Origin of the sequence: Arthrobacter sp. ERGS1:01 (assembly GCF_001281315.1) — a bacterium.
Classification (GTDB): Bacteria; Actinomycetota; Actinomycetes; order Actinomycetales; family Micrococcaceae; genus Specibacter.
Genome location: NZ_CP012479.1, coordinates 1,705,921 through 1,726,463, shown reverse-complemented (window position 1 = coordinate 1,726,463; position 20,543 = coordinate 1,705,921). Strand labels below are relative to the sequence as shown.

The 20,543-nt window shown below is 66.2% G+C and carries 20 protein-coding genes; 10 read left to right on the top strand and 10 right to left on the bottom strand.

Annotation, left to right across the window (positions count from 1 at the left end; all coding sequences use genetic code 11):
- Positions 1 to 19 precede the first annotated feature (19 nt).
- Positions 20 to 760: a MerR family transcriptional regulator gene (locus AL755_RS11655; RefSeq protein WP_054011147.1), complete on the bottom strand. Its 741-nt coding sequence runs from the start codon at positions 758 to 760 to the stop codon at positions 20 to 22.
- Positions 761 to 813: 53 nt separating this feature from the next.
- Here AL755_RS11655 and AL755_RS11650 point away from each other — a divergent pair, with 53 nt between their 5' ends.
- Positions 814 to 1,077, top strand: coding sequence for a hypothetical protein (locus tag AL755_RS11650; RefSeq protein WP_054011146.1), 264 nt, complete (start codon positions 814 to 816; stop codon positions 1,075 to 1,077).
- A gap of 130 nt (positions 1,078 to 1,207) precedes the next feature.
- Here AL755_RS11650 and glgA read toward each other — a convergent pair whose 3' ends face one another.
- Positions 1,208 to 2,407 carry a glycogen synthase gene (gene glgA / locus AL755_RS11645; RefSeq protein WP_054011145.1) on the bottom strand — a complete coding sequence of 400 codons (1,200 nt, stop codon included), beginning with the start codon at positions 2,405 to 2,407 and terminating at the stop codon, positions 1,208 to 1,210.
- Between the two features lie 103 nt (positions 2,408 to 2,510).
- Between glgA and glgC the strand changes: the two genes are divergently transcribed.
- From glgC to pepN, 4 genes are all read left to right on the top strand, one after another.
- Positions 2,511 to 3,941 (top strand): glucose-1-phosphate adenylyltransferase, encoded by a 1,431-nt coding sequence (gene glgC / locus AL755_RS11640; protein WP_054011144.1) that lies wholly within the window; start codon positions 2,511 to 2,513, stop codon positions 3,939 to 3,941.
- Positions 3,938 to 5,377 (top strand): SDR family oxidoreductase, encoded by a 1,440-nt coding sequence (locus AL755_RS11635; RefSeq protein WP_054011143.1) that lies wholly within the window; start codon positions 3,938 to 3,940, stop codon positions 5,375 to 5,377. The genes glgC and AL755_RS11635 overlap by 4 nt, the downstream gene beginning before the upstream one ends.
- Complete coding sequence (locus AL755_RS11630; RefSeq protein WP_192841669.1) at positions 5,371 to 6,444, top strand: YeiH family protein; 1,074 nt, start codon at positions 5,371 to 5,373, stop codon at positions 6,442 to 6,444. Before AL755_RS11635 ends, AL755_RS11630 begins: the two co-directional genes overlap by 7 nt.
- Before the next feature lie 88 nt (positions 6,445 to 6,532).
- Positions 6,533 to 9,181 (top strand): aminopeptidase N, encoded by a 2,649-nt coding sequence (gene pepN / locus AL755_RS11625; protein ID WP_054011142.1) that lies wholly within the window; start codon positions 6,533 to 6,535, stop codon positions 9,179 to 9,181.
- 28 nt (positions 9,182 to 9,209) lie between these two features.
- On the opposite strand, the gene AL755_RS11620 is transcribed toward pepN, so the two are convergent.
- The gene (locus AL755_RS11620) at positions 9,210 to 9,827 is read right to left on the bottom strand and encodes a TetR/AcrR family transcriptional regulator (protein ID WP_054011141.1); all 618 of its coding nucleotides are present in this window, start codon (positions 9,825 to 9,827) and stop codon (positions 9,210 to 9,212) included.
- A 120-nt stretch (positions 9,828 to 9,947) separates the two neighbouring features.
- On the opposite strand from AL755_RS11620, the gene AL755_RS11615 reads away from it, so the two are divergent.
- On the top strand, positions 9,948 to 12,422 hold the full coding sequence (locus tag AL755_RS11615) for a CocE/NonD family hydrolase (RefSeq protein WP_082369191.1): 2,475 nt from the start codon (positions 9,948 to 9,950) through the stop codon (positions 12,420 to 12,422).
- A 55-nt stretch (positions 12,423 to 12,477) separates the two neighbouring features.
- On the opposite strand, the gene AL755_RS11610 is transcribed toward AL755_RS11615, so the two are convergent.
- The 5 genes from AL755_RS11610 to AL755_RS11590 all read right to left on the bottom strand — a co-directional run bounded on the left by AL755_RS11610 (position 12,478) and on the right by AL755_RS11590 (position 16,142).
- Entirely contained in the window at positions 12,478 to 13,539 is a 1,062-nt protein-coding gene (locus AL755_RS11610; protein ID WP_054011140.1) for a lipoate--protein ligase family protein, read from the bottom strand.
- Positions 13,540 to 13,661: 122 nt separating this feature from the next.
- Positions 13,662 to 13,916, bottom strand: a complete 255-nt coding sequence (locus tag AL755_RS11605; RefSeq protein WP_054011139.1) for a type B 50S ribosomal protein L31 — start codon at positions 13,914 to 13,916, stop codon at positions 13,662 to 13,664.
- Positions 13,917 to 14,042: 126 nt separating this feature from the next.
- Positions 14,043 to 14,501: a peroxiredoxin gene (locus AL755_RS11600; RefSeq protein WP_054011138.1), complete on the bottom strand. Its 459-nt coding sequence runs from the start codon at positions 14,499 to 14,501 to the stop codon at positions 14,043 to 14,045.
- A 36-nt stretch (positions 14,502 to 14,537) separates the two neighbouring features.
- On the bottom strand, positions 14,538 to 15,350 hold the full coding sequence (locus tag AL755_RS11595; RefSeq protein WP_054011137.1) for a TrmH family RNA methyltransferase: 813 nt from the start codon (positions 15,348 to 15,350) through the stop codon (positions 14,538 to 14,540).
- Positions 15,351 to 15,356: 6 nt separating this feature from the next.
- Complete coding sequence (locus AL755_RS11590; RefSeq protein WP_054011136.1) at positions 15,357 to 16,142, bottom strand: ABC transporter ATP-binding protein; 786 nt, start codon at positions 16,140 to 16,142, stop codon at positions 15,357 to 15,359.
- Positions 16,143 to 16,232: 90 nt separating this feature from the next.
- Between AL755_RS11590 and serB the strand changes: the two genes are divergently transcribed.
- Positions 16,233 to 17,129 carry a phosphoserine phosphatase SerB gene (serB, locus tag AL755_RS11585; protein WP_054011135.1) on the top strand — a complete coding sequence of 299 codons (897 nt, stop codon included), beginning with the start codon at positions 16,233 to 16,235 and terminating at the stop codon, positions 17,127 to 17,129.
- Between the two features lie 80 nt (positions 17,130 to 17,209).
- Here the strand turns inward: serB and AL755_RS11580 are convergent, their stop codons facing one another.
- Positions 17,210 to 17,950, bottom strand: coding sequence for an SDR family oxidoreductase (locus AL755_RS11580; protein ID WP_054011134.1), 741 nt, complete (start codon positions 17,948 to 17,950; stop codon positions 17,210 to 17,212).
- Positions 17,951 to 17,991: 41 nt separating this feature from the next.
- Complete coding sequence (locus tag AL755_RS11575) at positions 17,992 to 18,726, bottom strand: beta-ketoacyl-ACP reductase (RefSeq protein WP_054011133.1); 735 nt, start codon at positions 18,724 to 18,726, stop codon at positions 17,992 to 17,994.
- A 120-nt stretch (positions 18,727 to 18,846) separates the two neighbouring features.
- On the opposite strand from AL755_RS11575, the gene AL755_RS11570 reads away from it, so the two are divergent.
- The 3 genes from AL755_RS11570 to AL755_RS11560 are packed head-to-tail and all read left to right on the top strand — an operon-like array spanning position 18,847 to position 20,525.
- Entirely contained in the window at positions 18,847 to 19,398 is a 552-nt protein-coding gene (locus AL755_RS11570; protein ID WP_107503843.1) for a DUF3099 domain-containing protein, read from the top strand.
- Complete coding sequence (locus tag AL755_RS11565; protein ID WP_054011132.1) at positions 19,395 to 19,628, top strand: hypothetical protein; 234 nt, start codon at positions 19,395 to 19,397, stop codon at positions 19,626 to 19,628. Before AL755_RS11570 ends, AL755_RS11565 begins: the two co-directional genes overlap by 4 nt.
- Positions 19,629 to 19,631: 3 nt before the next feature.
- On the top strand, positions 19,632 to 20,525 hold the full coding sequence (locus AL755_RS11560; RefSeq protein ID WP_054011131.1) for an SURF1 family cytochrome oxidase biogenesis protein: 894 nt from the start codon (positions 19,632 to 19,634) through the stop codon (positions 20,523 to 20,525).
- Positions 20,526 to 20,543 lie beyond the last annotated feature (18 nt).

Genomic DNA, 20,543 nt, shown 5'->3' with positions numbered 1-20,543 from the left:
CGGGTGCCGCCGCCGTCGCTTAAGTAGCGGGCGTGAGCAGTCGCGTGACGAGGAGGTCGATGCGCTGCCACGCCGGACTGACGATTCCGCCGTGGCCGGTGAGCAGCTCCAGGGTTTCGCGCGGGACGTTCTTGAATGCGGGGAGGTCGGACGGCATGCTCATGTGCCGCGCAACCTTTGCGGCCGCTTCGGCGATCGCGCCGAGCCGGGGACCGTCGGGACTCCAGTCGAGGGCACCGTCGTAGGCGTGCAGGACCGCGAGGTATTCGTCATGATCGAGCAATGCCCGCCTTGACGGCAGGATCGCGCGGGTGAGTTCGGGGGCCAGCGTGTAGGCAAGAATCCAGCCGTCCCGGGTCGCGCGCTCGTGCTGGTCGCTCAGCCCGAGTTCGTGAAATCGGTCCATGTATTCGATGGCCTCGGGCGGCAGGCACAGCGTGTCGGGCCGGTTGAGTTGCTGAAGCCGAACCCGGCGGTCCCGGAGCTCGCGAATGCGAAGGCGCAGTTCGGCATCGATCTTCTCGATTTGTTTCGCGGCCTCGCCGGCGTCCGCGTTCAATATGTCCGGGATGCGGGCCAACGGCACGCCGGCCTGGGCAAGGGTACGGATGCGGGCCACGTCGATGATCGCCTGCGCGTCGTAGCGGCGGTAGCCGGAGGCGTCCCGATCCGGCTCGGCCAGCAGGCCCTTGGCATGGTAGACGCGAATGGTCTTGGTGGACACACCCGCCTGCCGCGCGAGTTGCCCGATGGTGATCATGATTGATTATGGCCCTTGACCTTGCCCCAAGGTCAAGGCTGCAGGATGGTCATATGAGTGAGCATGGATTTGACGAGGACACCCTCCGCGAACTGGCGGATGAGGGCAACGAGGCCGCGTTGGACAGGCTCGCCGACCTTGCCGACTCCCGCGGGGATCTGGACGGGTTGTCCGGGCTGCTCGATGAGGGCAGCGAGCACGCGGGCCGCCTGCTGACCCGCCGGGCCGTGGAAAACCGGGATCTGCGCGAGCTCCAGCGGCTCTCCGACGCCGGGAGCAGGGAAGCCGGGGCGGAGCTGGAACGGCTCCTGCGCTAGGGCCGCCGCTCGTGGCCGGAAATAGGACGGAGTGCCCGGTCCGTTGGGACCGGGACACTCCGTTGCTTGCAGTGGGGAACCTCGCATGAGGCTGGGCGCAAGACCCGTTCAAGGCCATGCGCCGGTGGGACTATTGCGGGAGAACGCTGCGGTAGACGTCGAGGGTCTGCTCCACGATCGACTCCCAGGAGAAGTGGTCCTGGGCGCGAATGCGGCCCTTCTCCCCCATGGCGCGTGCCCGGCCGGGATCGGAAACAACCTCGATCAACGCGGCGGCAAAGTCGGCGACGAACTTCTCCGGGTCCAACGGGGTCCCCGTGCCGTCCGAAACCTGTTCCAACGGCACCAGCAGGCCGGTCTCCCCGTGGGCAATCACCTCGGGGATGCCGCCGGTGGCGCTGGCCACGACGGCGGCACCACAGGCCATGGCCTCCAGGTTGACGATTCCCAACGGTTCGTAAATGGAGGGGCAGGCGAAAACGGTGGCATGGCTGAGTACCTGGATCAGCTCGTTGCGCGGCAGCATCCGTTCAATGACGACGACGCCGTCACGCTGGGCCTTCAACCCCTCGATCAGGGCATTGACCTCCGCACCGAGCTCGGGAGTGTCCGCCGCACCGGCACACAGGATCAGTTGCACCTCGGGCGGCAGGGCGGCGGCGGCCTTCAACAGGTAGGGCACGCCCTTTTGCCGGGTCACCCGGCCAACCCACACCACGCTGGGACGGTCGGGATCGATCCCCAGGGAACGGACGACGTCGACGTTCTCGTCCCGCTGCCACAAGGACACGTCGATGCCGTTGTGGATGACCTTGACCTTTTCCGGGTCAACGTCCGGGTAGCTGCGCAGGATGTCCTGGCGCATGCCGTCCGAAACGGCGATGATTGCGGCCGCGGCTTCATAGGAGGTCTTCTCGACCCAGGACGACAACGCATAGCCGCCGCCGAGCTGTTCGGCCTTCCAGGGCCGCAACGGCTCCAGGCTATGGGCGCTGAGCACATGGGGAATCCCGTGCAACAGCGAGGCGAGGTGGCCCGCCATATTCGCGTACCAGGTGTGGGAGTGGACCAGGCTGGCCCCGGCAACGTCCGGCACAATCTGAAGGTCAACCCCCAACGTCTGCAACGCGGCATTGGCCCCGTCCAGTTGCGGGAGGTTTCCATAGGACGTAACAGACGCCCCGTGGAACTCAGGATCGCGGTCCGCGCCAAAGGCGTGGACCCGCAAATCAACCTTCTGTGCCAAGACGCGGCTGAGCTCGGCGACATGCACGCCGGCACCACCGTATATCTCGGGCGGAAATTCTTTTGTCACAATATCGATACGCACCCTCTCAAAGTAGTCTGTTCGGTCACATTGTTCTACTGTGAAGGTGTTCTACCCGGTCACGGGGGTTATTCTTTGCAACATTTTAGGTGTGGGAGGTTGTCACATGTCCGTCAAGAAGGTTCTTGCGATTGTATTGGCAGGCGGCGAGGGCAAACGATTGATGCCCTTGACAGCAGACCGGGCCAAACCGGCGGTTCCGTTCGCCGGATTTAGACTTGTGGACTTTGCTGTGTCAAACCTTGTCAACTCGGGATATCTTAAAATTGTGGTGTTGACGCAATACAAGTCACACAGCCTGGACCGGCACATCTCCGAAACGTGGCGGATGTCCGAGAACCTGGGTAACTATGTCGCCACGGTACCGGCACAGCAGCGCCGTGGCAAGAGCTGGTTCCTTGGCAGCGCCAACGCCATCTACCAGTCCATGAACCTGATCAACGATGCCGAGCCGGACATTGTGGTGGTGGTCGGAGCTGACCACGTCTACCGCATGGACTTCGAGCAGATGGTTCAGAGCCACATCAAGTCGGGCGCCCGGGCCACGGTTGCCGCGGTCCGCCAGCCCTTGGAGATGGCCGACCAGTTCGGCGTCATCGAGGTGGACACGTCCATCGATACCGGTGTGACGGGGGCCCACAAGATTTCGGCGTTCGTTGAAAAGCCGAGCTCCACGCCGGGTCTTCCGGATGCGCCGGACCAGTTCCTGGCCTCCATGGGCAACTACGTCTTTGACGCCGATGCACTCGTGGAAGCCCTGGAGCGGGACGCGTCCAAGGTTGATACGAAGAACGACATGGGTGGGGACATCATCCCCTACTTCGTGAACCGCGATGAGGCGTTCGTCTACGATTTCAGCACCAATGACATCCCGGACGCCACGGATCGCGACCGCACCTATTGGCGGGATGTGGGGACGATCGATTCGTACTACGACGCCCACATGGACCTGATCTCCCCCATGCCGATCTTCAACCTCTACAACCGCGCATGGCCCATCTACACCCGCGGCACCGTTTCCCCGCCGGCGAAGTTCGTCCGCGGCGACCACAACTCGATCGGAACAGCACTGGATTCAATCGTTGCGGCCGGCGTCGTCATCTCCGGCGGCGTGGTGGAAAGCTCGGTCCTCTCCAACGACGTCTACGTGGGCACCGGCGCCCGCGTCATGGAGTCGGTGATCATGGACAAGGTGGTCGTGGGGGCCGGCGCCGTGGTCAAGCGGGCCATCATCGACAAGAACGTCCGGATTCCCGCCGGCGCAACGATCGGCGTGGATCCCGAGCTGGACCGGGCACGCGGCTTCACCATCACCGAATCCGGGCTCACCGTGCTGAGCAAGGGCCAGGTGGTGCCGGTTCCCGACGCCGCCGAGAGGGCGCTTGCCGCAACCGCGGCGGCGGAGCTTCCGGAGGCCCTGCAACTGGCCATCGACGCCGACCGGGTCTCCCAGGACACCGTGGATCTGGTGGTTGACAACCAGTTGGAGGCCATGGCGTCGGCGACCGGGTCAAAGGGCGCTAAAATTGGTGGGTGACTGCAGCTGACCTGACTCCGGAAGAAATCCAAAATTGCATCAAAGTTTTGGAAAATATTCATATTTATGACGAAGAAAACGAAGACTACGTAAAAGTTCGTCGTGCTACGGGAAAAATGTTCAAGGCGGTCAAAAGGCACCGTAGAACATCTAAAAGGGATGCCATTAATGAGGCGGACCGGGCGGTAATTGCTAAAACCGCCACGGCGGCCCCGGACCGCATTGATGATGAAACCCGTGGCAATAAGTTGACAACGTCGACCACCGGCAAGATGGCGGGAACGCTGCAGCGTTCCCGCCCGTGCTACATCTGCAAGCAGCACTACACGCAGGTCGACGCCTTCTACCACCAGCTCTGCCCCGAATGCGCCGCGTTCAACCACTCCAAGCGGGACGCCCGCACGGACCTGAGCGGCAAACGCGCACTTCTGACCGGTGGCCGTGCCAAGATCGGCATGTACATTGCGCTGCGCCTGCTCCGGGACGGCGCCCACACCACCATCACCACGCGCTTCCCCAAGGATGCGGCCCGCCGTTTCGCCGCCATGGAGGACAGTGCCGACTGGCTGCACCGGCTGAGGATCGTGGGCATCGACCTGCGCGACCCCGCCCAGGTCATCGCCCTGACCGATTCCCTGAACGAAGCCGGCCCGCTGGACATCATCATCAACAATGCCGCCCAGACCGTGCGCCGCTCGGGCAACGCCTACAAGCCCCTGGTGGACGCCGAGCTGGAGGCGCTGCCCACCGACACACCCATGCCGGAACTGCTCACCTTTGGCCACGCCCACGACAAGCACCCGCTCGCGCTGGCCAGCCAAATGTCCGAGCACCCGCAGCTGGGGGGCGACGAAATCGCGGCACTGGCCCTGTCCATGGGTTCGGCATCGCTGGAACGCGTTGTTGCGGGGACGGCCATCGACGCCGGCGGCCTGGTGCCCGACGTCGCCACCATCAACAGCTGGACCCAGGTGGTGGAGCAGGTCGACCCGCTGGAAATGTTGGAAGTGCAGCTGTGCAATGTCACGGCACCGTTCCTCCTGGTGTCCCGGCTGCGTCCCGCGATGGCCGCCTCGGACGCGCACCGGAAGTACATCGTGAACGTTTCCGCCATGGAGGGCCAGTTCTCGCGGGCCTACAAGGGCCCCGGCCACCCGCACACCAACATGGCCAAGGCGGCCCTGAACATGCTGACCCGCACCAGTGCCTCCGAAATGCTGGAAAAGGACCGCATCCTCATGACCGCCGTCGACACCGGCTGGATCACCGACGAGCGTCCGCACTTCACCAAGATCCGCCTGGCCGAGGAGGGCTTCCACGCCCCCCTGGACCTGGTGGACGGCGCCGCGCGTGTCTATGACCCCATCGTCATGGGCGAATCCGGTGAGGACCAATACGGGGTGTTCCTCAAGGACTACAAGCCGAGCCCGTGGTAACGGCCGGAGCGCCCGCCAAGCCCGGCTGGCGCACCCGTACCCGCCCCCTGGTTCCGGGCCTGGCCGCGGCACTGGCCGCCACCGGAATCGCGCTGCTGGTGCACCAGGTGGTGCCCGTGCTCCCGGCCATGACCATCGCCGTCGTGCTGGGCATCGCGGCGGTGAACCTGCCCGGCACCTCAGCCCTGTGCGACGGCCCGCTGCGGGCCGGGTTGAGCTTCGCCGGCAAGCACCTGATGCGCGTAGGCATCGTGTTCCTGGGCCTGAAACTGAGCCTCGGTGACATCGCGGCCCTCGGCTGGGTCACGGTGGCACTCGTAGTCGGCGTGGTCCTGCTGAGCTTTGCCGGCACCTATGCCCTCGGCAAGCTGTTCAGGCTCGACGGCGACACTCCCCTGCTGATTGCCACCGGCTTTTCCATCTGCGGAGCCTCCGCAATCGGCGCCATGGCCGCCGTGAAAGGCACCAAGCAAAGCGACACCGTACTTCCGACGGCGCTCGTCACCCTGTGCGGCACGCTCGCCATCGGGGTGCTCCCCCTGCTCATGTACCCGCTGGGACTGTCGGCCCTGCAGTTCGGCCAATGGGTCGGCGCCGGAGTGCACGACGTCGGCCAGGTCGTGGCGACGGCACAGACCGCCGGCACCGTGGCGCTCAGCGCGGCCATCATCATCAAGCTCACCCGCGTGGTGCTGCTGGCCCCCATCGTGGGGGTCGTGGGCGGGATCGAACGGCGCCGCCACACCCGGCTCGCCGCGGCCGCCACCGCCCAAAACGGTGCCGCCACGGATGCAAAGACGAAGTTTCCGCCCATCGTGCCGCTCTTTGTGATCGGCTTCCTCGCCATGATCGTGCTGCGCACCACCGGCTGGCTGCCTGCCGGCGCGGTCGCAGCCGGCTCCACGGCACAGGACATCGCCCTCGGCGCGGCACTGTTTGGCCTGGGCTCCTCGGTGCGGGTCCGCGAACTGCTGCGCACGGGCCTGCGCGCCACCGTCATGGCCCTGTGCGCCTGGGCGCTCATTGCCGCGCTTGCCCTGGGCGCCGTCCACCTGATGTCGGCGTAACGCGGCATCCGGATCGGCTCCGGGCTCCGGCTCGGCCCGGCATCGGGGCCGGGCGGCACGGAAGGGGCGTCCGTGATTGAATGAAACGGTGTCAAATTCCAACCTGAGCCGTGCCGAAGCAGCCGCGCGCAAACAAGTGATCACTGTCCACCACTACGATGTCCGCGTCGACGTCGGCAATGCCGCCGAGCTGTCCGCCCCCGGTTTCGCCACCCAAAGCACCATCACCTTCAGTGCCGCAACCGCCGGAGCCTCGACGTTCCTGGACTTCATCGGCCTCGGCGTGGAATCCGTGGTGCTCAACGGCGTCGCCCTTGACGTGGCGGCCGTGGTGGACGACGCCCGCATCCACCTGCCCAACCTTGCGTTGGAGAACGAGGTCACCGTCAAGGCGACGGCCGCGTACTCGCGCAGCGGCGAAGGCCTGCACAGGTTCCAGGATCCGGCCGACGGCCGGGTGTACACGTACACGCAATATGAGCCGGCCGATGCCCGCCGCGTGTTCGCCAACTTTGAACAGCCCGACCTGAAGGCCGTGTTCACCTTCCACGTCACCGCTCCCGCCGGGTGGGAGGTCGCGTCAAACCAGGCCGTGACCGGCTACGCCGGCGTCGCGACGGACGTCGGTGGCACGGCCGTCACCGGATGCTGGGACTTTGCCCCCACGCTTCCCATCTCCACCTACATCACCACCATCCTGGCCGGCCCCTACTTCAAGGCCGAGGACTCCTTCACCATGACGTACGGTGCCGACAGCAGCCACGCCGGCACGGTCCTGGAGATCCCGCTGGCGGCGTACTGCCGGGCGTCCCTGGCGGAGGCCTTTGACACCGAGCCGATCTTCGCCGTCACCAAGGCCGGCCTGGAGTACTTCAACGAGCTCTTCGACTACCCGTACCCGTTTGGCAAGTACGACCAGGCGTTCGTGCCCGAATACAACCTGGGCGCCATGGAGAATCCGGGCCTCGTGACATTCACGGAATCGTACATTTACGCGTCCCGCGCCACGGACACCCAGTACCAGCAGCGGGCCAACACCATCATGCACGAGATGGCGCACATGTGGTTTGGCGACCTCGTGACCATGAGCTGGTGGGACGATCTGTGGCTCAAGGAGTCCTTTGCCGACTTCATGGGACACCTGGCCGTGGCCGAGGCGACGCCGTGGGGCGAGAAGTCCTGGACGCTCTTTGCCAGCCGCCGCAAGACCTGGGCCTATCTGCAGGACCAGCTGCCCACCACGCACCCGATCGTCGCCGACATTCCCAACCTTGAGGCCGCCAAGCAGAACTTTGACGGCATCACCTACGCCAAGGGCGCCTCGGTGCTCAAACAGTTGGTGGCGTATGTGGGCCAGGATGCGTTCATGGCCGGCGCCCGCGACTACTTCCGCGCCCACGAATTCTCCAACACCTCACTCGGCGACCTCCTGGTCCCGCTCAGCACGGCCTCCGGCCGGGACCTGGCCGCCTGGGCCGCCCAATGGCTCCAGACCGCCGGCATCTCCACGCTCACCCCGACCATCACCACCACGGACGGCTCCATCGCCGAATTCACCATCACCCAGGAGGCCGTGGACCCGGTCACGGGGAAGCCGGCCCTGCGCCCCCACCGTTTGGCCGTGGGCCTGTTCAACCACGACGACGCCGGGCGGCTGGTGCGCACGCACTCCGTCACGATCGATGTGGCAGGGGCCGTGACGGTGGTGGCCGAACTTGCCGGGCTCCCCGTCCCGGCGCTGGCCGTGGTCAACGACCGTGACTACAGCTACGCCAAGGTCCGCCTGGACGAGGTCTCCCTCACCACGGCCCTGGCCTCGCTGGGCAGGATCGAGGATCCCCTGGCGCGCAGCCTGGTCTGGTCCTCGCTGTGGAACGCCGTCCGCGACGCCGTCCTGCCCGCCAACCTTTATGTCCAGGCCGTGTGCGACCACGCGGCCGGCGAAGCAGACATCGCCCTGCTCCAGTCGCTGGCGGACAACGCCCGCCACGCCCTCTCCGACTTCTGCCCGCCCGCCGCCCGCGGTGAGCTGGGCGCAGCGCTCCGGGCCGCCGTCGAACGCCATCTTGACGCCGCGGTACCAGGAAGCGACGAACAACTGGTGTGGGCCCGGACGTTTGCGGCCCTGGGCCGGGGCTCCGACGCTCCCGCCGCACGGATCCGCGCACTCCTGGACGGCGTCGACGTGCCTGCCGGCTTGAGCGTTGACAGCGAACTGCGCTGGCTACTCTGGCAGGCACTGGCCGCGCGCGGCATGGCCACGGAAGCCGAGCTGGACGCGGAACTGGCAGCGGCAACCACGGCCCAGACCCGGGTGGGCAGGTTGACCGCTGGAGCGGCGTTCCCGGAGGCCGGCGTCAAGGCCACGGCCTGGGCGGATGCCGTGGACGGTACCGAGCTGACCAATGAACTGCTCTCGGCCACGATCGACGGCTTCATGATGGGCGGCCACGAGCTCCTCGACGCCTACGTTGAGCCGTACTTCGCCGTGATCGACACGATCTGGGCGCAACGCAGCATCGAGATTGCCGGACGCATAGTGCGAGGCCTGTTCCCCGCCCACCAGGACGCCGCAGCCGGTGCCGATCCGGTGGACCACCCGGTGGTGGTGCGGGCTGATGCCTGGCTGGCCGGGCATGCCGATGCAGCGAGGGGCCTGCGCCGGCTTGTGGTGGAGCAGCGCGACCACCTGGTGCGGTCCCTGCGCGCGCAGGCGGCAGGGGCCGGGCAGCTCTAACTTCCTTGACCCCGGCTTCCGGCCGGGGTCAAGGCTGTTTCTGCGGCACCAGCACCTGCTGGATGGCCGGGGCAAGCACGGCGACCAATTCCTCGGTTTCGGCCGTGTGAAGTACGGGCACGCCGATGATCTGCCGGCTTGTCACGACCCCGACGAGCATGGCCGAGGCGATGCCCGCCCGCAGCGCTGCGTCCGTATCCGTGCGTTCGCGGGTTCCCTCGAGGAGTCGGGACTGGATAAAGCTGCGCAGTTGCTCGGCGGCGCTCTCATTGACGATCGCGCCGCGCAACATGGCCATGAGCGGCTCGGATGCCTCGTGCGTGCCCTCCCACGCGCTCAGGTAGGCTCGAACCACCCGCTCCCCCAGGTCGTCGTCGGGCCCTTCGAAGGCCGTGTCGAACTGCGCAAGTGCCTCGGGCGGAATGGCCATGACCGCGGCGAAGAGCTCGTCCTTGGAGCGGTAGAACTGCATCACCTGGGAGGCGTCGACTGAGGCGTCGGCGGCGACGAGCCGAATCGTGGTGGCGGCAAAGCCGTCGTTCGCAAAACGGGTACGGGCGGCCTCGAGTATGTCCTGGCGGGTGTTCGACGGTCCCGGCCGCCGCCCTCGGCGCGCCTTGTGTACGGTGTCGTCCTTGATCCTCATGCCTCAAATCTAGTCCGTGCCGGGCATTTTCTCAACGCCTGTTGATTTAATGCCCTGGTGCGGCGTACGCTCGCTTCGAACGAGGTATTGACCCCGGGTACGAGCCAAGAGGAGTCCGTCATGAGCGAAGACCAGAAGATATTTGTCCCGTCCCATCCGTTGCCGGCTGCCCGGACCGGCCTGTTGACCGGCTTCGATCCGGGCACCCGAACCCTGGAGCCGGGCTTCCAGACAGCCCCGCAATTCCGTCCCCTGCCGGTGGGGATGGTGTTTGAAAAGGATGTTGCCGTCCGGTTGCGGGACGGTGTGAGGATCCACGTCGATGTGTTCCGCCCGACCGGAGTTGAACAGGTGCCGGTCATCGTGGCGTGGAGCCCGTACGGCAAGGGCCAGGGCACCTCCGCCAGCGTGATGGGTGTCTTCGGTCTTGTGGGCCTGGACAACGGCGTCGTTTCGGGCCTGGAAAAGTTCGAGGCCCCGGATCCGGCCTACTGGTGCGCGCAAGGGTACGCGATCTGCAACCCTGATATCCGCGGCGTCGTCGACTCCGGCGGCGACAGCGTACTCTGGGACCGCCAGGAGGGTCTTGACTGCTACGACCTGATCGAGTGGCTTGCCGAACAGCCGTGGTGCACCGGCAAGGTCGGCATGAGCGGAACATCCTATCTGGCCGTTTCCCAATGGTTCACGGCCGCCGAACAGCCACCCCACCTGGCGGCGATCAACCCGTGGGAGGGCGTGAGCGACGTCTACCGTGACCTGGTGATGCGCGGCGGCATGCCCGACACCGGATTTGCCGCGCAACTGCAGGACGGCAGCTTCTTCGGCAGGAACCGGAAGGAAGACATCCTTGCCGAGGCCGAGCGCTACCCCCTGATGACCGGGTTGTGGGAAAACAAGATCCCCGCCTTTGACCGCATCACCGTCCCGGCATACATCGTGGCCAGCTACTCGAACACGCTCCATACGGCGGGCACGTTCCGGGCCTGGCGCCGGATCGCGTCGGAGGAGAAATGGCTGCGGATCCACAATGGGCAGGAATGGCCGGACTACTACGACGAAGCCAATGTGGCGGAGCTGCGCATGTTCTTTGACCGCTACCTGAAGGATGCGGACAACGGCTGGGAAGCCACGCCACGTGTCCGCTACTCAGTCCTGGACCTCGCGGGCGGCGACCGGACCGGAGTGGCCGCGGACGCATTTCCGCCACAGGAGGTGGTGTCCACGAAGTTCTACCTGGACGCCCGCACCCGCACCCTGACCACCGAGACGCCTGCCGGGGCGGCCCAGGCCGGCTACGCCGTGACCGCCAACCCGAACGCGGTCTCGTTCCTGGCCCGCTTCGATCAGGAAACCGTGATGGTCGGCTACCCGAAGGCACGCCTCTGGGTCGAGGCCGACGGCGCCGACGACATGGACCTGTTCGTCCTGGTGCAAAAGCTCGACGCCCACGGCACCCCGCTGCAGGCTTTCACCGTCCCCAACCACAGCGCGACGGCGCACGACCTCACCGATCACGGCGCGAGCATCCTGCGGTACAAGGGATCCGACGGGCGGCTCCGCGTGTCGGCGCGCAAGCTGGACGGGGCACTCTCCAGCGACGACGTTCCCGCGCACAGCTTTGACCGGATTGAAAAGCTCACTCCGGGCGAGATCGTCGAGATCGAAATCGACTTGCTCCCCATGGGTCTCGCGTTCCACCCGGGTGAACAACTGCGTTTCATCGTCAGCTCCCGGAACCTGCTCGGAACCCTGATGCCCGGCATCCGTGAATACGTGGGAGTCAACAGCGGCAGGCACATCATCCACACCGGCGGACGGCACGCCTCCTACCTGCAACTGCCCATCCACAACCTCGAGCCGCAGCCGAACCACTCGCAGGACGAACCGAACACCATGACCACCGGCACTAACGCGCCCGCGGAATCCACCCCTGAGCACTGGGTGCGCCTGGAAGGAGAGGACGCCGATGCAAGCATCGACGGCTTCGAACTGTTCTCGGCCCGCAGGGCACTGGGATTACTCAAGGGAAAACTCGGACGCGAACGCCTCCTGGTGCTCCTGGACGAGGAGATCGCGGCCGGCGACGCCTTCCTTCGGAACGGCGTCGAACGCTCCGGCGGCCAGGAGATTGCCGGCACCACGCGGCTGAGTGCGCACGGCATCACGGCGGCCCAGTTCACAGGGTGGCTCGGTCGCGCCTTCGGCCGCAACGACGTCATGCTGGCCGGGCATCCGGAGCACTACTCGATCCACGCGCAGCCTGGACAGAACGTCAACATCGTCGAGACCCTCGGGGAGTATGTCTGCTCGTTCTTCATGCGCGAGTGGGATGACAGCGTGGTGGCACAGGCGCCTTCCGACGCCGGCGCGAAGCCGGCCGGCCGCCGATCCCAGATGCTCCTCGCGGACGGCACCTTGGTGGGCACGATCGAGAACGTTTTCGACGAGGAAGCCAACGGCTTCACCGCGACGCTGTCGGTAACCTTGCCGGCCGCCTGCGGGCAGGACGTGATCCGGCAGCACCTGGAGCATTTCGCGGTGGAGTTCCGGACGTGGATCCTCAGGGCTGTGGCTGAGCTGGGGCGTCCCTAACCATAGGTGCCGTGAATGGGGAGGCGCCGGGCCTGCTTCCGGCGCCTCCCTGCCGTTACGGGATCCTGTTGAGCCAGGCGTCGGTGCCAAACTTTGCGTCCACGCGGCGCTCCGCCTCGGCCAGCTCCGCCGCCGTGAGGAACGAGGCCTTGGCGTCGTAGCGGTCCGCGAACGTCGCCATCATGTGGGCCAGCAGCTCGCCCCGGCCCAACCCCGTTTGGCGGCGCAGCGGGTCCACGCGCTTCTTGGCGGACCGGGTGCCCTTGTCGGAGAGCTTCTCCTTGCCGATGCGCAGCACCTGGACCATCTTGTCGGCGTCGATGTCGTAGCTCATGGTCACGTGGTGGAGCATGCCGCCGTTGCTGAGCCGTTTCTGCGCGGCCCCGCCAATCTTGCCCTGGTCCGTGGCAATGTCGTTCAGCGGCACATAGAACGCCTGCACGCCCACGGACTCAAGGGCGGCCATGACCCAGCTGTCCAGGAACTTGTAGGAATCCTCGAACGTCAACCCGTCCACCAGGGACTGCGGCAGGTAGAGGGAGTAGGTGATGCAGTTGCCGGCCTCCATGAACATGGCCCCGCCGCCGCTGATCCGGCGCACCACGTTGATGCCGTACTTTTCGACGCCGGCCGGTTCCAGTTCGTTGCGCACCGACTGGAAGCTGCCAATCACCACGGAGGGTTCGTCCCAGTCCCAAAAACGCAGCGTGGGGTTGCGCCGCCCCGCGCCCACTTCTTCCGTGAGCACCTCGTCGAGGGCCACGTTGACGGCGGTGGGCAGGACGGTGGGGGCGATGATGTCCCACTCGTGGTCGTGCCAGCTCGTGGCTTTCGCCAGGGCGCGGCGCACGGCCACGGCAACGGCCTGGGCGGAGAAGCCAAACAGGACGACGCCGTCGGGCAGGCCGGCCGTGATGGCGGCGGCCAGCTCGGCCGCCGGAAGGTCGCTGGAGAGGCCCGTCAGAGCCGCGTTGATGTCATCGAGGGCCTCATCGGGTTCCAGGAAGAAGTCGCCGCTGACGGAAACCTCGGCCAGCCGGCCGTCCGTCACCGCGAGGTCGACCACCACGAGTTTGCCGCCGTGGACTTTGTATTCGCCATGCAAGGTATGTGCCATGGTTTCAGTCTTTCAACAGGGCGGGACTTAGGCAAAGTCGCGCGCAACCCGCCAGGGTTAAACAACAGCGGCCCGCCCCCGAAGGAACGGACCGCTGAGCGTAAAACTGGTGGAAAGAAGTATTACTTCTTGCCGAAGCCTGCGAAGCGGGCGTTGAAGCGCTCCACGCGACCGGCGCTGTCCATGATGCGCTGCTTGCCCGTGTAGAACGGGTGCGACTCGGAGGAGATTTCAACGTCGATCACGGGGTAGGTGTTGCCGTCTTCCCACTCGATGGTCTTGCTTGACGTCGCGGTGGAGCGCGTCAGGAACTTGGTACCCGAGGCCAGGTCGTTGAAAACGATGGCGGCATACTTGGGGTGGGTGTTCTGCTTCACGGTTTACCTCTAAAGTGTGATCGCCTGGTTTTTGCCAGGCTGATGAATGTTATGGCCACGCGGGCCAGCTACAAACTTTACCGGTTCCGCACCGTTTTAACCAAGCCGGGCCGCCGTTCCGGCGCGTCAGGCCAACGTGGCCAGGGCCGCCAGCGCATTGTCGGCGTGGACGTCCATGTTGGTTTCGCTGCTGACCTGGAATCGCACCGTCAGGGACGAGTCAACGATGAACGTTGCCCGCTTGGTGGGAAGCGTCTTGGCCAGCAGGTGCCGGCGGACCCCAAACTGGTCCGCAACGGCCCCCTTGGCATCGCTCAGCAGCGGGTAGTCGAAGTGGTTTTCGGTGGCGAAGGCGAGCTGTTTGGCCGGGGAATCGGTGCTGATGCCAACCAGGGAGGCCCCGGCTGCGGCGAATTCCTTCTCCAGGTCGCGGAAGTGGCAGGCCTCCTTGGTGCAGCCGCCGCTGCTGGCCAGCGGGTAGAAGAAGATCACCAACGGTCCGTTGGCGGCCAGGGCCGAAAGCGTGCGGGGGTTGCCGTGCTGGTCCGGCAGTTCAAAGTCTGCAACAACGTCACCAATTTTCATGGTGTCAGCCTACCCCGGCCCCTTGGGAGGCCGCTGTTAGGCCGGGGCGGTCTTCTGGGTGGCGAAAAAGGCGACTGCGCTGGCGGCGGCGACGTTGAGCGAGTCAACGCCGGCATACATGGGAATCATGACCGAATCGCCCGCGCGGGCCAGGGTTGCCGGGCTCAGGCCGTCGCCCTCGGTGCCCAGGATCAACGCCAGCTTCTCGTCATTGCGGGCGGCCAGTTCGGTGATGGTCAGCGAATCCGGCTCCAGGGCCAGCGCCGCCGTCGCAAATCCGGCCTCTTCAAGCAAGGCCATGCCCTCGGGCCATTCCGGCAGCCGCGCCCACGGCACCTGGAACACGGTGCCCATGCTCACCCGGATGCTGCGGCGGTACAGCGGGTCCCCGCAGCGCGGGCTGACCAGGACGGCATCCACGCCCAGTGCCGCGGCGGAGCGGAAGATGGCGCCAATGTTGGTGTGGTCCACAATGTCCTCCAGCACCGCCACCCGGCTGGCTCCCGCCAGCAAGGCGGAAATGTCGGCCGGGGCCGGGCGGTGCATGGCCGCCATGGCGCCGCGGTGCAGGTGGAAGCCGGTAATCTCCTCGAGCATGGCCGCGGTGCCGACAAACACGGGGACATCCGGGTGGGCGTCGATCACGTCAGCCAGCTCGGGCAGCCATTTCTCCGCCATGAAGAAGGACCGCGGCCGGTGGCCGGCGTCGAGTGCCCGGCGCAGCACGCGGGAGCTCTCGGCGATGTACATGCCCTCGGCCGGTTCCCGGACCTTGCGGAGCTGGGTGTCGGTCAGGGAGGTGTAGTCGTCGACGCGGGGGTCGGCGGAGTCCTGCAGATGGATGATCACAGGTGCTTAGTGGCGGGCGGTTGCCGCGTAGCGGCCGGCGTTGTTCGTCACCGAAAGCGGCAGGCCGAACGTGGTGCTTAGGTGTTCCTCGGTCAAGACGTCCTCGATGGGTCCCTGGGCCACCACGCCGCCGTCGCGCAGCAGCAAGGCGTGCGTGAAGCCGGGGGGCACTTCCTCCAGGTGGTGCGTGACCAGCACGGTGCTCGGCGCCATGGGATCGGCGGCCAGTTCGCTCAGGCGGCGCACCAGGTCCTCGCGGCCGGCCAGGTCAAGCCCGGCGCCGGGCTCGTCGAGCAGCAGCAGTTCGGGGTCGCTCATCAAGGCGCGGGCGATCTGGACGCGCTTGCGCTCCCCCTCGCTGAGCGAGACGAACGTGCGGTTCATGAACGTGGACATGCCCCAGTCCTCGAGCAGGTGGAAGGCGCGGCGTTCGTCGTCGCGATCGTACTGCTCACGCCAGCGGCCCGTGACGCCGTAGGAGGCGGTCACCACAACGTTGAGGACCTTCTCGTTCCAGGGGATCTGATTGGCCAGCGTGGCGGACGCCAGGCCGATCCGGGGACGCAGCTCGAAGACGTCGACGGCGCCAAGGACTTCGTCGAGGATCCCGGCAACTCCGCGGGTGGGGTGCATGCGCGCACCGGCAATTTGCAGCAGCGTGCTCTTGCCCGCGCCGTTGGGTCCAAGGACCACCCAGCGTTCGCCTTCGGCAACCCGCCAGTCGACGGAATCCAACAACGTCTTAGTGCCGCGGACCACGCTGACACCGGCCAAACCCAAAACTTCACTCATGAACAAAGAGCCTAGGCCACGCGGGGCGGCCAACGCGAACTGTGCGGCCCCGTGCAGCCAGTGCGTCCCGTGTTTCGCTAGAATCGACCCATGCCCTCCACTTTTACTGCGGTCAGCTATGGCCAAACGCTTCCCGCCGAATCCGTCGCCGCCATCCGTGCGTTGCTGCTTGCCAACGGCTGCACCGTCCTGGACGAGTCCCGCGAAAGCCACCCGGGTTTTGAGACTGCCAGCTTTGGGCTTTCCGCCGACGACGACGCCGCCCCCGCCCTGCGTGCGGCCCTGGCGGCTGCGCCGGTGGCCGGCGTGGACACGGCCGTGGTGCCCGAATCGCTGCGCGGCGCCCGGCGCAAGTTCATCATCATGGATGTCGACTCGACCCTGATCCAGCAGGAAGTCATCGAACTGCTGGCCACCCATGCCGGCACCGAGGCCGAGGTCGCCAAGGTGACCGAGGCCGCGATGCGGGGCGAACTCGACTTCGCCGAGAGCCTGCATCACCGGGTGGCCACCCTGGCCGGCCTGCCCGAGACCGTGCTGGCGGAAGTCGGCGCGAAGATCAAGATGTCGGTGGGCGCCGAACGCCTCGTGGCCGAGGCCAAGGCAGCCGGGCACACCGTGGCAGCCGTATCGGGCGGATTTGCGCAGATCCTGGCACCGCTGGCCGCGCGCCTGGGCCTGGACTTTTCCCTGGCGAACGAACTTGAGATCGTTGACGGCCACCTCACCGGCAAGGTGCGCGGCGCCGTCGTCGACCGGGCGGCCAAGGAAACCAAGCTGCGCGACTGGAGCGCGGAAGCCGGGATCGGCATGGACGCCACCATGGCGATCGGTGACGGGGCCAACGATCTGGACATGATGAACGCGGCGGCGCTGGGCGTGGCGTTTAACGCCAAGCCCGCCGTCCGGGCCGTGGCCGACGCCCAGATCAACCTGCCCAACCTGGACGTTGCCCTGGCCCTGGCCGGAATCCAGGCAGCACGCTAAAGGCCCGCGCCAAGACAACACGCAAAAGCGGCGGCCCCACCAATTGGTGGGACCGCCGCTTTTGCGTTGGTTGCGCAGCCCTACTTGAAGGAGTCCGCGCCGCCCACGTATTCGGTGTGGCCGGTCTCGACGTCGGCCGTCGTCATGGCCGTGATCTCGGCGGCGAACTCGGCCACCGTGTAGAGGCGTCCGGCCTCGGCGCGGCGGGCCTCGATGGCGCCCGGGTTGGCACGGTCCAGCAGCGTGGCCGTGACGGTGCCCTCGATCATGTCGGCGGAAACCACCACGAGGGAGACGTTCTCGGCGGCAAGGTTGGGGATGAGGGCGCGCAGCGCGTCCTCGCCGGCACGCTTGCTCCGGGCCACGGGCTCGTACTCGGGCATGGTGGGCGTGGTTTCGATGAAGTGCGCCTGGTGGCTCGTGACGAACACCACACGGGAACCGGGCTTCATGACGGGCAGGGCCGCGTTGAGCAGGTTGACCTGGGCGTCGCGGTTCAGCTTGAGGGCGTAGTCCTCGGCCATGCCGCCTTCCATGCCGCCGGAGGCGTTGAGCACCAGCAGGTCGAGCGAGCCAAAGTTCTCCATGGCGGCGCTGACCAGGGCGTGCACGCCCTCGCGCTCGGTCAGGTCGGCGCCCACGGCGACGGCGCGGCCGCCGGCCTCCACGATCTGTGCCACGACCTTGTTGGCGCGCGGTGCCTTCTGGCGGTAGTTGACCACCACGGCCGCACCTTCCGCGGCCAGGTTCTTGGCCACGTCGGCGCCAACGCCGCGCGATGAACCGGTGACGATAGCTGTCTTTCCGTCAAGCTTTCCCATAAACAATCCTTCGTTTCTCTATGAACAAGTAAAAGGTGGGCCTAGTGGCCCATGCCGAGTCCGCCGTCGACCGGGATGACCGCGCCGGAGATGTAGGCGGCCTCGTCGCTGGAGACCCAGCGGACCACGTTGGCCACTTCCTCGGCGGAGGCAAAACGGCCGGCCGGAATCGTGGAGAGGTACTGCTTTTGCGTGTCCTCGGGGAGGGCCGCGGTCATGTCGGTGCTGATGAAGCCGGGGGCCACCACGTTGGCGGTGATGCCGCGGGAGCCGAGCTCGCGGGTCAGTGACCGGGCAATGCCCACCAGACCGGCCTTTGACGCTGCGTAGTTGATCTGCCCCGGCGAGCCGTAGAGGCCCACCACGGAGGAAATCAGCACCACACGGCCCTTGCGCAGGCGGATCATGCCCTTGGAGGCGCGCTTGATGACGCGGAACGCGCCGGTCAGGTTCGTGTCGATGACCGAGGTGAAATCGTCCTCGCTCATGCGCAGCAGCAGGGTGTCCTTGGTGATGCCGGCGTTGGCCACGAGCACTTCCACGGGGCCGTGGGCCGCCTCGACCTCGGTGAACGCGGCGTCGATCGATGCGGCGTCGGTCACATCGGCCTGCACGCCAAGGATGCCCTCGGGCAGTTCGGACGGGCTCCGGAACGTGACGGCCACCTTGTCGCCGTTGGCCAGGAAGGCCTGCGCAATGGCCAGGCCGATGCCGCGGTTACCACCGGTAACAAGGACGCTGCGGCCCTGTCCGGGTGCGTTGGCGGGTGCATTCATGTATTCCTCCAAGATTCGTTGCTCGCATTGCATCCTACGGGAAAGCCGCATTGGCACGCACTTGGGCTTTTTGGTTGTGCACACCGGCAGTGAGAGAATGAAGGCGTCCCTTGGAGTGTGATGAAAGACCAATCAGCAATGCCCGCGTCCGGTACCGGGCCGCGGAAACGCTACCGCCGCGCTGCCGCCGTACCCGAGGTCCAGACCATCACCAACGCCGCCGAGGCGCACAGCCAGGAGATGCACGGACGGCTCGTGAAGTACGCCACGGCCATGGGTATCCGCATGGTCTGCATCGTGCTCATTTTCGTCTTTGACGGCTGGTTCAAGCTGATCCCCGTCGTGGGCGCCGTGCTGTTGCCCTGGGTTGCCGTGGTCATCGCCAACGCCGGGGCCGACACCGTGCACGTGGAGCAGGCCTCGCTGCTGGATGAGGCTCCCCCGTTTGAGCTGGCCTCCGCCCCCGTGGATCCGGACGACGACGGACAGGTCCTGCTACAGGGCGAGCTGGTCGACGACGACGATGCCTCACCCGCCGCCATGGACGACGACGGCGCCCCCACCCCGGGCTCCGAATCCGGCCCGGGCGGAACCGGGCCCGCCGGACATGAAGCCCATGAGAATGAACGCCGGAACCCTGGCCGCAGCGGAACGACGGAGGCCACGGCATGAACCTTTTGGACATGATGGGTTCGGAGCCCGCACCCACCATCTGCTCCCGCAAGGGCTGCCGCGCCGCCGCCACCACGCAGCTGCTCTGGAACAACCCGCGTATCCACACACCTGAGCGGCGTAAGATATGGCTGGCCTGCGATGACCATGTCGCGTGGCTGGAAGATTATTTGCAAAGCCGGTCCCTCTGGAAGGAAACCGTGCCGATGACCAATGAGGAACCCGCCTAATACATGAAGACGTACAAGTTCCTGTTTTCCAGCAAGTGGGCCGGCTATTTTGTGATGGCGCTGATCTTTGCCATCGCCTGCGTGGCCCTGGGCAACTGGCAGATGAACCGGCGCAATGAGGTCGTGGCGGACATCGCCAAGATCACCGCCAACTACTCCTCCGCGCCCGTTCCGTACAGCACCATGGCGAACGACTTCGCGCACTTTGACTCCACTAAGGAGTGGACCCAGGTCACCATGAAGGGCGTTTACAAGACGGCCGACCAACGGGTTGTCCGGAACCGCCCGCTCAACGGCCAGCCCGGTTACGAGGTGCTGGTGCCCCTGACCCTGGATAATGGCGACACCGTCATCATCGACCGCGGCTGGCTGCCCATTGGCGACAAGGACCCCGGGCACCCGGACTCCGTCCCGCAACCGGCGTCCGGAGAGGTCACGGTGGTGGCCAGGCTGCGGCCGGCCGAGGCCAAACTCAACCGTGGCGCCCCGGCGGGCCAGTTGGCCTCCATTGAGCTCGGCGACTACGCGACTCAGCTGAGCTACCCCATCAAGACCGGCGCGTATGCCCAGCTCGCCACCGAATCCCCCGCCGCGGCGGTCAACCCCATTGGCTTCCCCGCCCCGTCCATCGACGAGGGCTCGCACCTCAGCTACGCCATGCAGTGGATCTGCTTCGGCGTACTGGCTTTTGTGGGCTTCGGCTACGCCGCCCGGATGCAGCGACGCAATGACGAATTCGACGAACTTGAGGCTGCCGAGACCGGCATCCCGGTCGAGGAAATCTATGGCCGCGGTTCCGCATTCCACCCCCGTCGGCTGAAGAAGGTCAAGAAGCCCGGGGCCCGCGCCTCGGCCGAGGAAGAGGAAGACGCGCTGCTGGATTCTCAGGGCTTCTAAGCGTATTTGACGCATATC

Coding starts and splice junctions, on each gene's coding strand:
- AL755_RS11655 (WP_054011147.1), bottom strand. CDS start 760: ATGATCACCATCGGGCAACTCGCGCGGCAGGCGGGTGTGTCCACCAAG.
- AL755_RS11650 (WP_054011146.1), top strand. CDS start 814: ATGAGTGAGCATGGATTTGACGAGGACACCCTCCGCGAACTGGCGGAT.
- glgC (WP_054011144.1), top strand. CDS start 2,511: ATGTCCGTCAAGAAGGTTCTTGCGATTGTATTGGCAGGCGGCGAGGGC.
- AL755_RS11620 (WP_054011141.1), bottom strand. CDS start 9,827: ATGAGGATCAAGGACGACACCGTACACAAGGCGCGCCGAGGGCGGCGG.
- AL755_RS11615 (WP_082369191.1), top strand. CDS start 9,948: ATGAGCGAAGACCAGAAGATATTTGTCCCGTCCCATCCGTTGCCGGCT.
- AL755_RS11610 (WP_054011140.1), bottom strand. CDS start 13,539: ATGGCACATACCTTGCATGGCGAATACAAAGTCCACGGCGGCAAACTC.
- AL755_RS11600 (WP_054011138.1), bottom strand. CDS start 14,501: ATGAAAATTGGTGACGTTGTTGCAGACTTTGAACTGCCGGACCAGCAC.
- AL755_RS11590 (WP_054011136.1), bottom strand. CDS start 16,142: ATGAGTGAAGTTTTGGGTTTGGCCGGTGTCAGCGTGGTCCGCGGCACT.
- serB (WP_054011135.1), top strand. CDS start 16,233: ATGCCCTCCACTTTTACTGCGGTCAGCTATGGCCAAACGCTTCCCGCC.
- AL755_RS11580 (WP_054011134.1), bottom strand. CDS start 17,950: ATGGGAAAGCTTGACGGAAAGACAGCTATCGTCACCGGTTCATCGCGC.
- AL755_RS11575 (WP_054011133.1), bottom strand. CDS start 18,726: ATGAATGCACCCGCCAACGCACCCGGACAGGGCCGCAGCGTCCTTGTT.
- AL755_RS11570 (WP_107503843.1), top strand. CDS start 18,847: ATGAAAGACCAATCAGCAATGCCCGCGTCCGGTACCGGGCCGCGGAAA.
- AL755_RS11565 (WP_054011132.1), top strand. CDS start 19,395: ATGAACCTTTTGGACATGATGGGTTCGGAGCCCGCACCCACCATCTGC.
- AL755_RS11560 (WP_054011131.1), top strand. CDS start 19,632: ATGAAGACGTACAAGTTCCTGTTTTCCAGCAAGTGGGCCGGCTATTTT.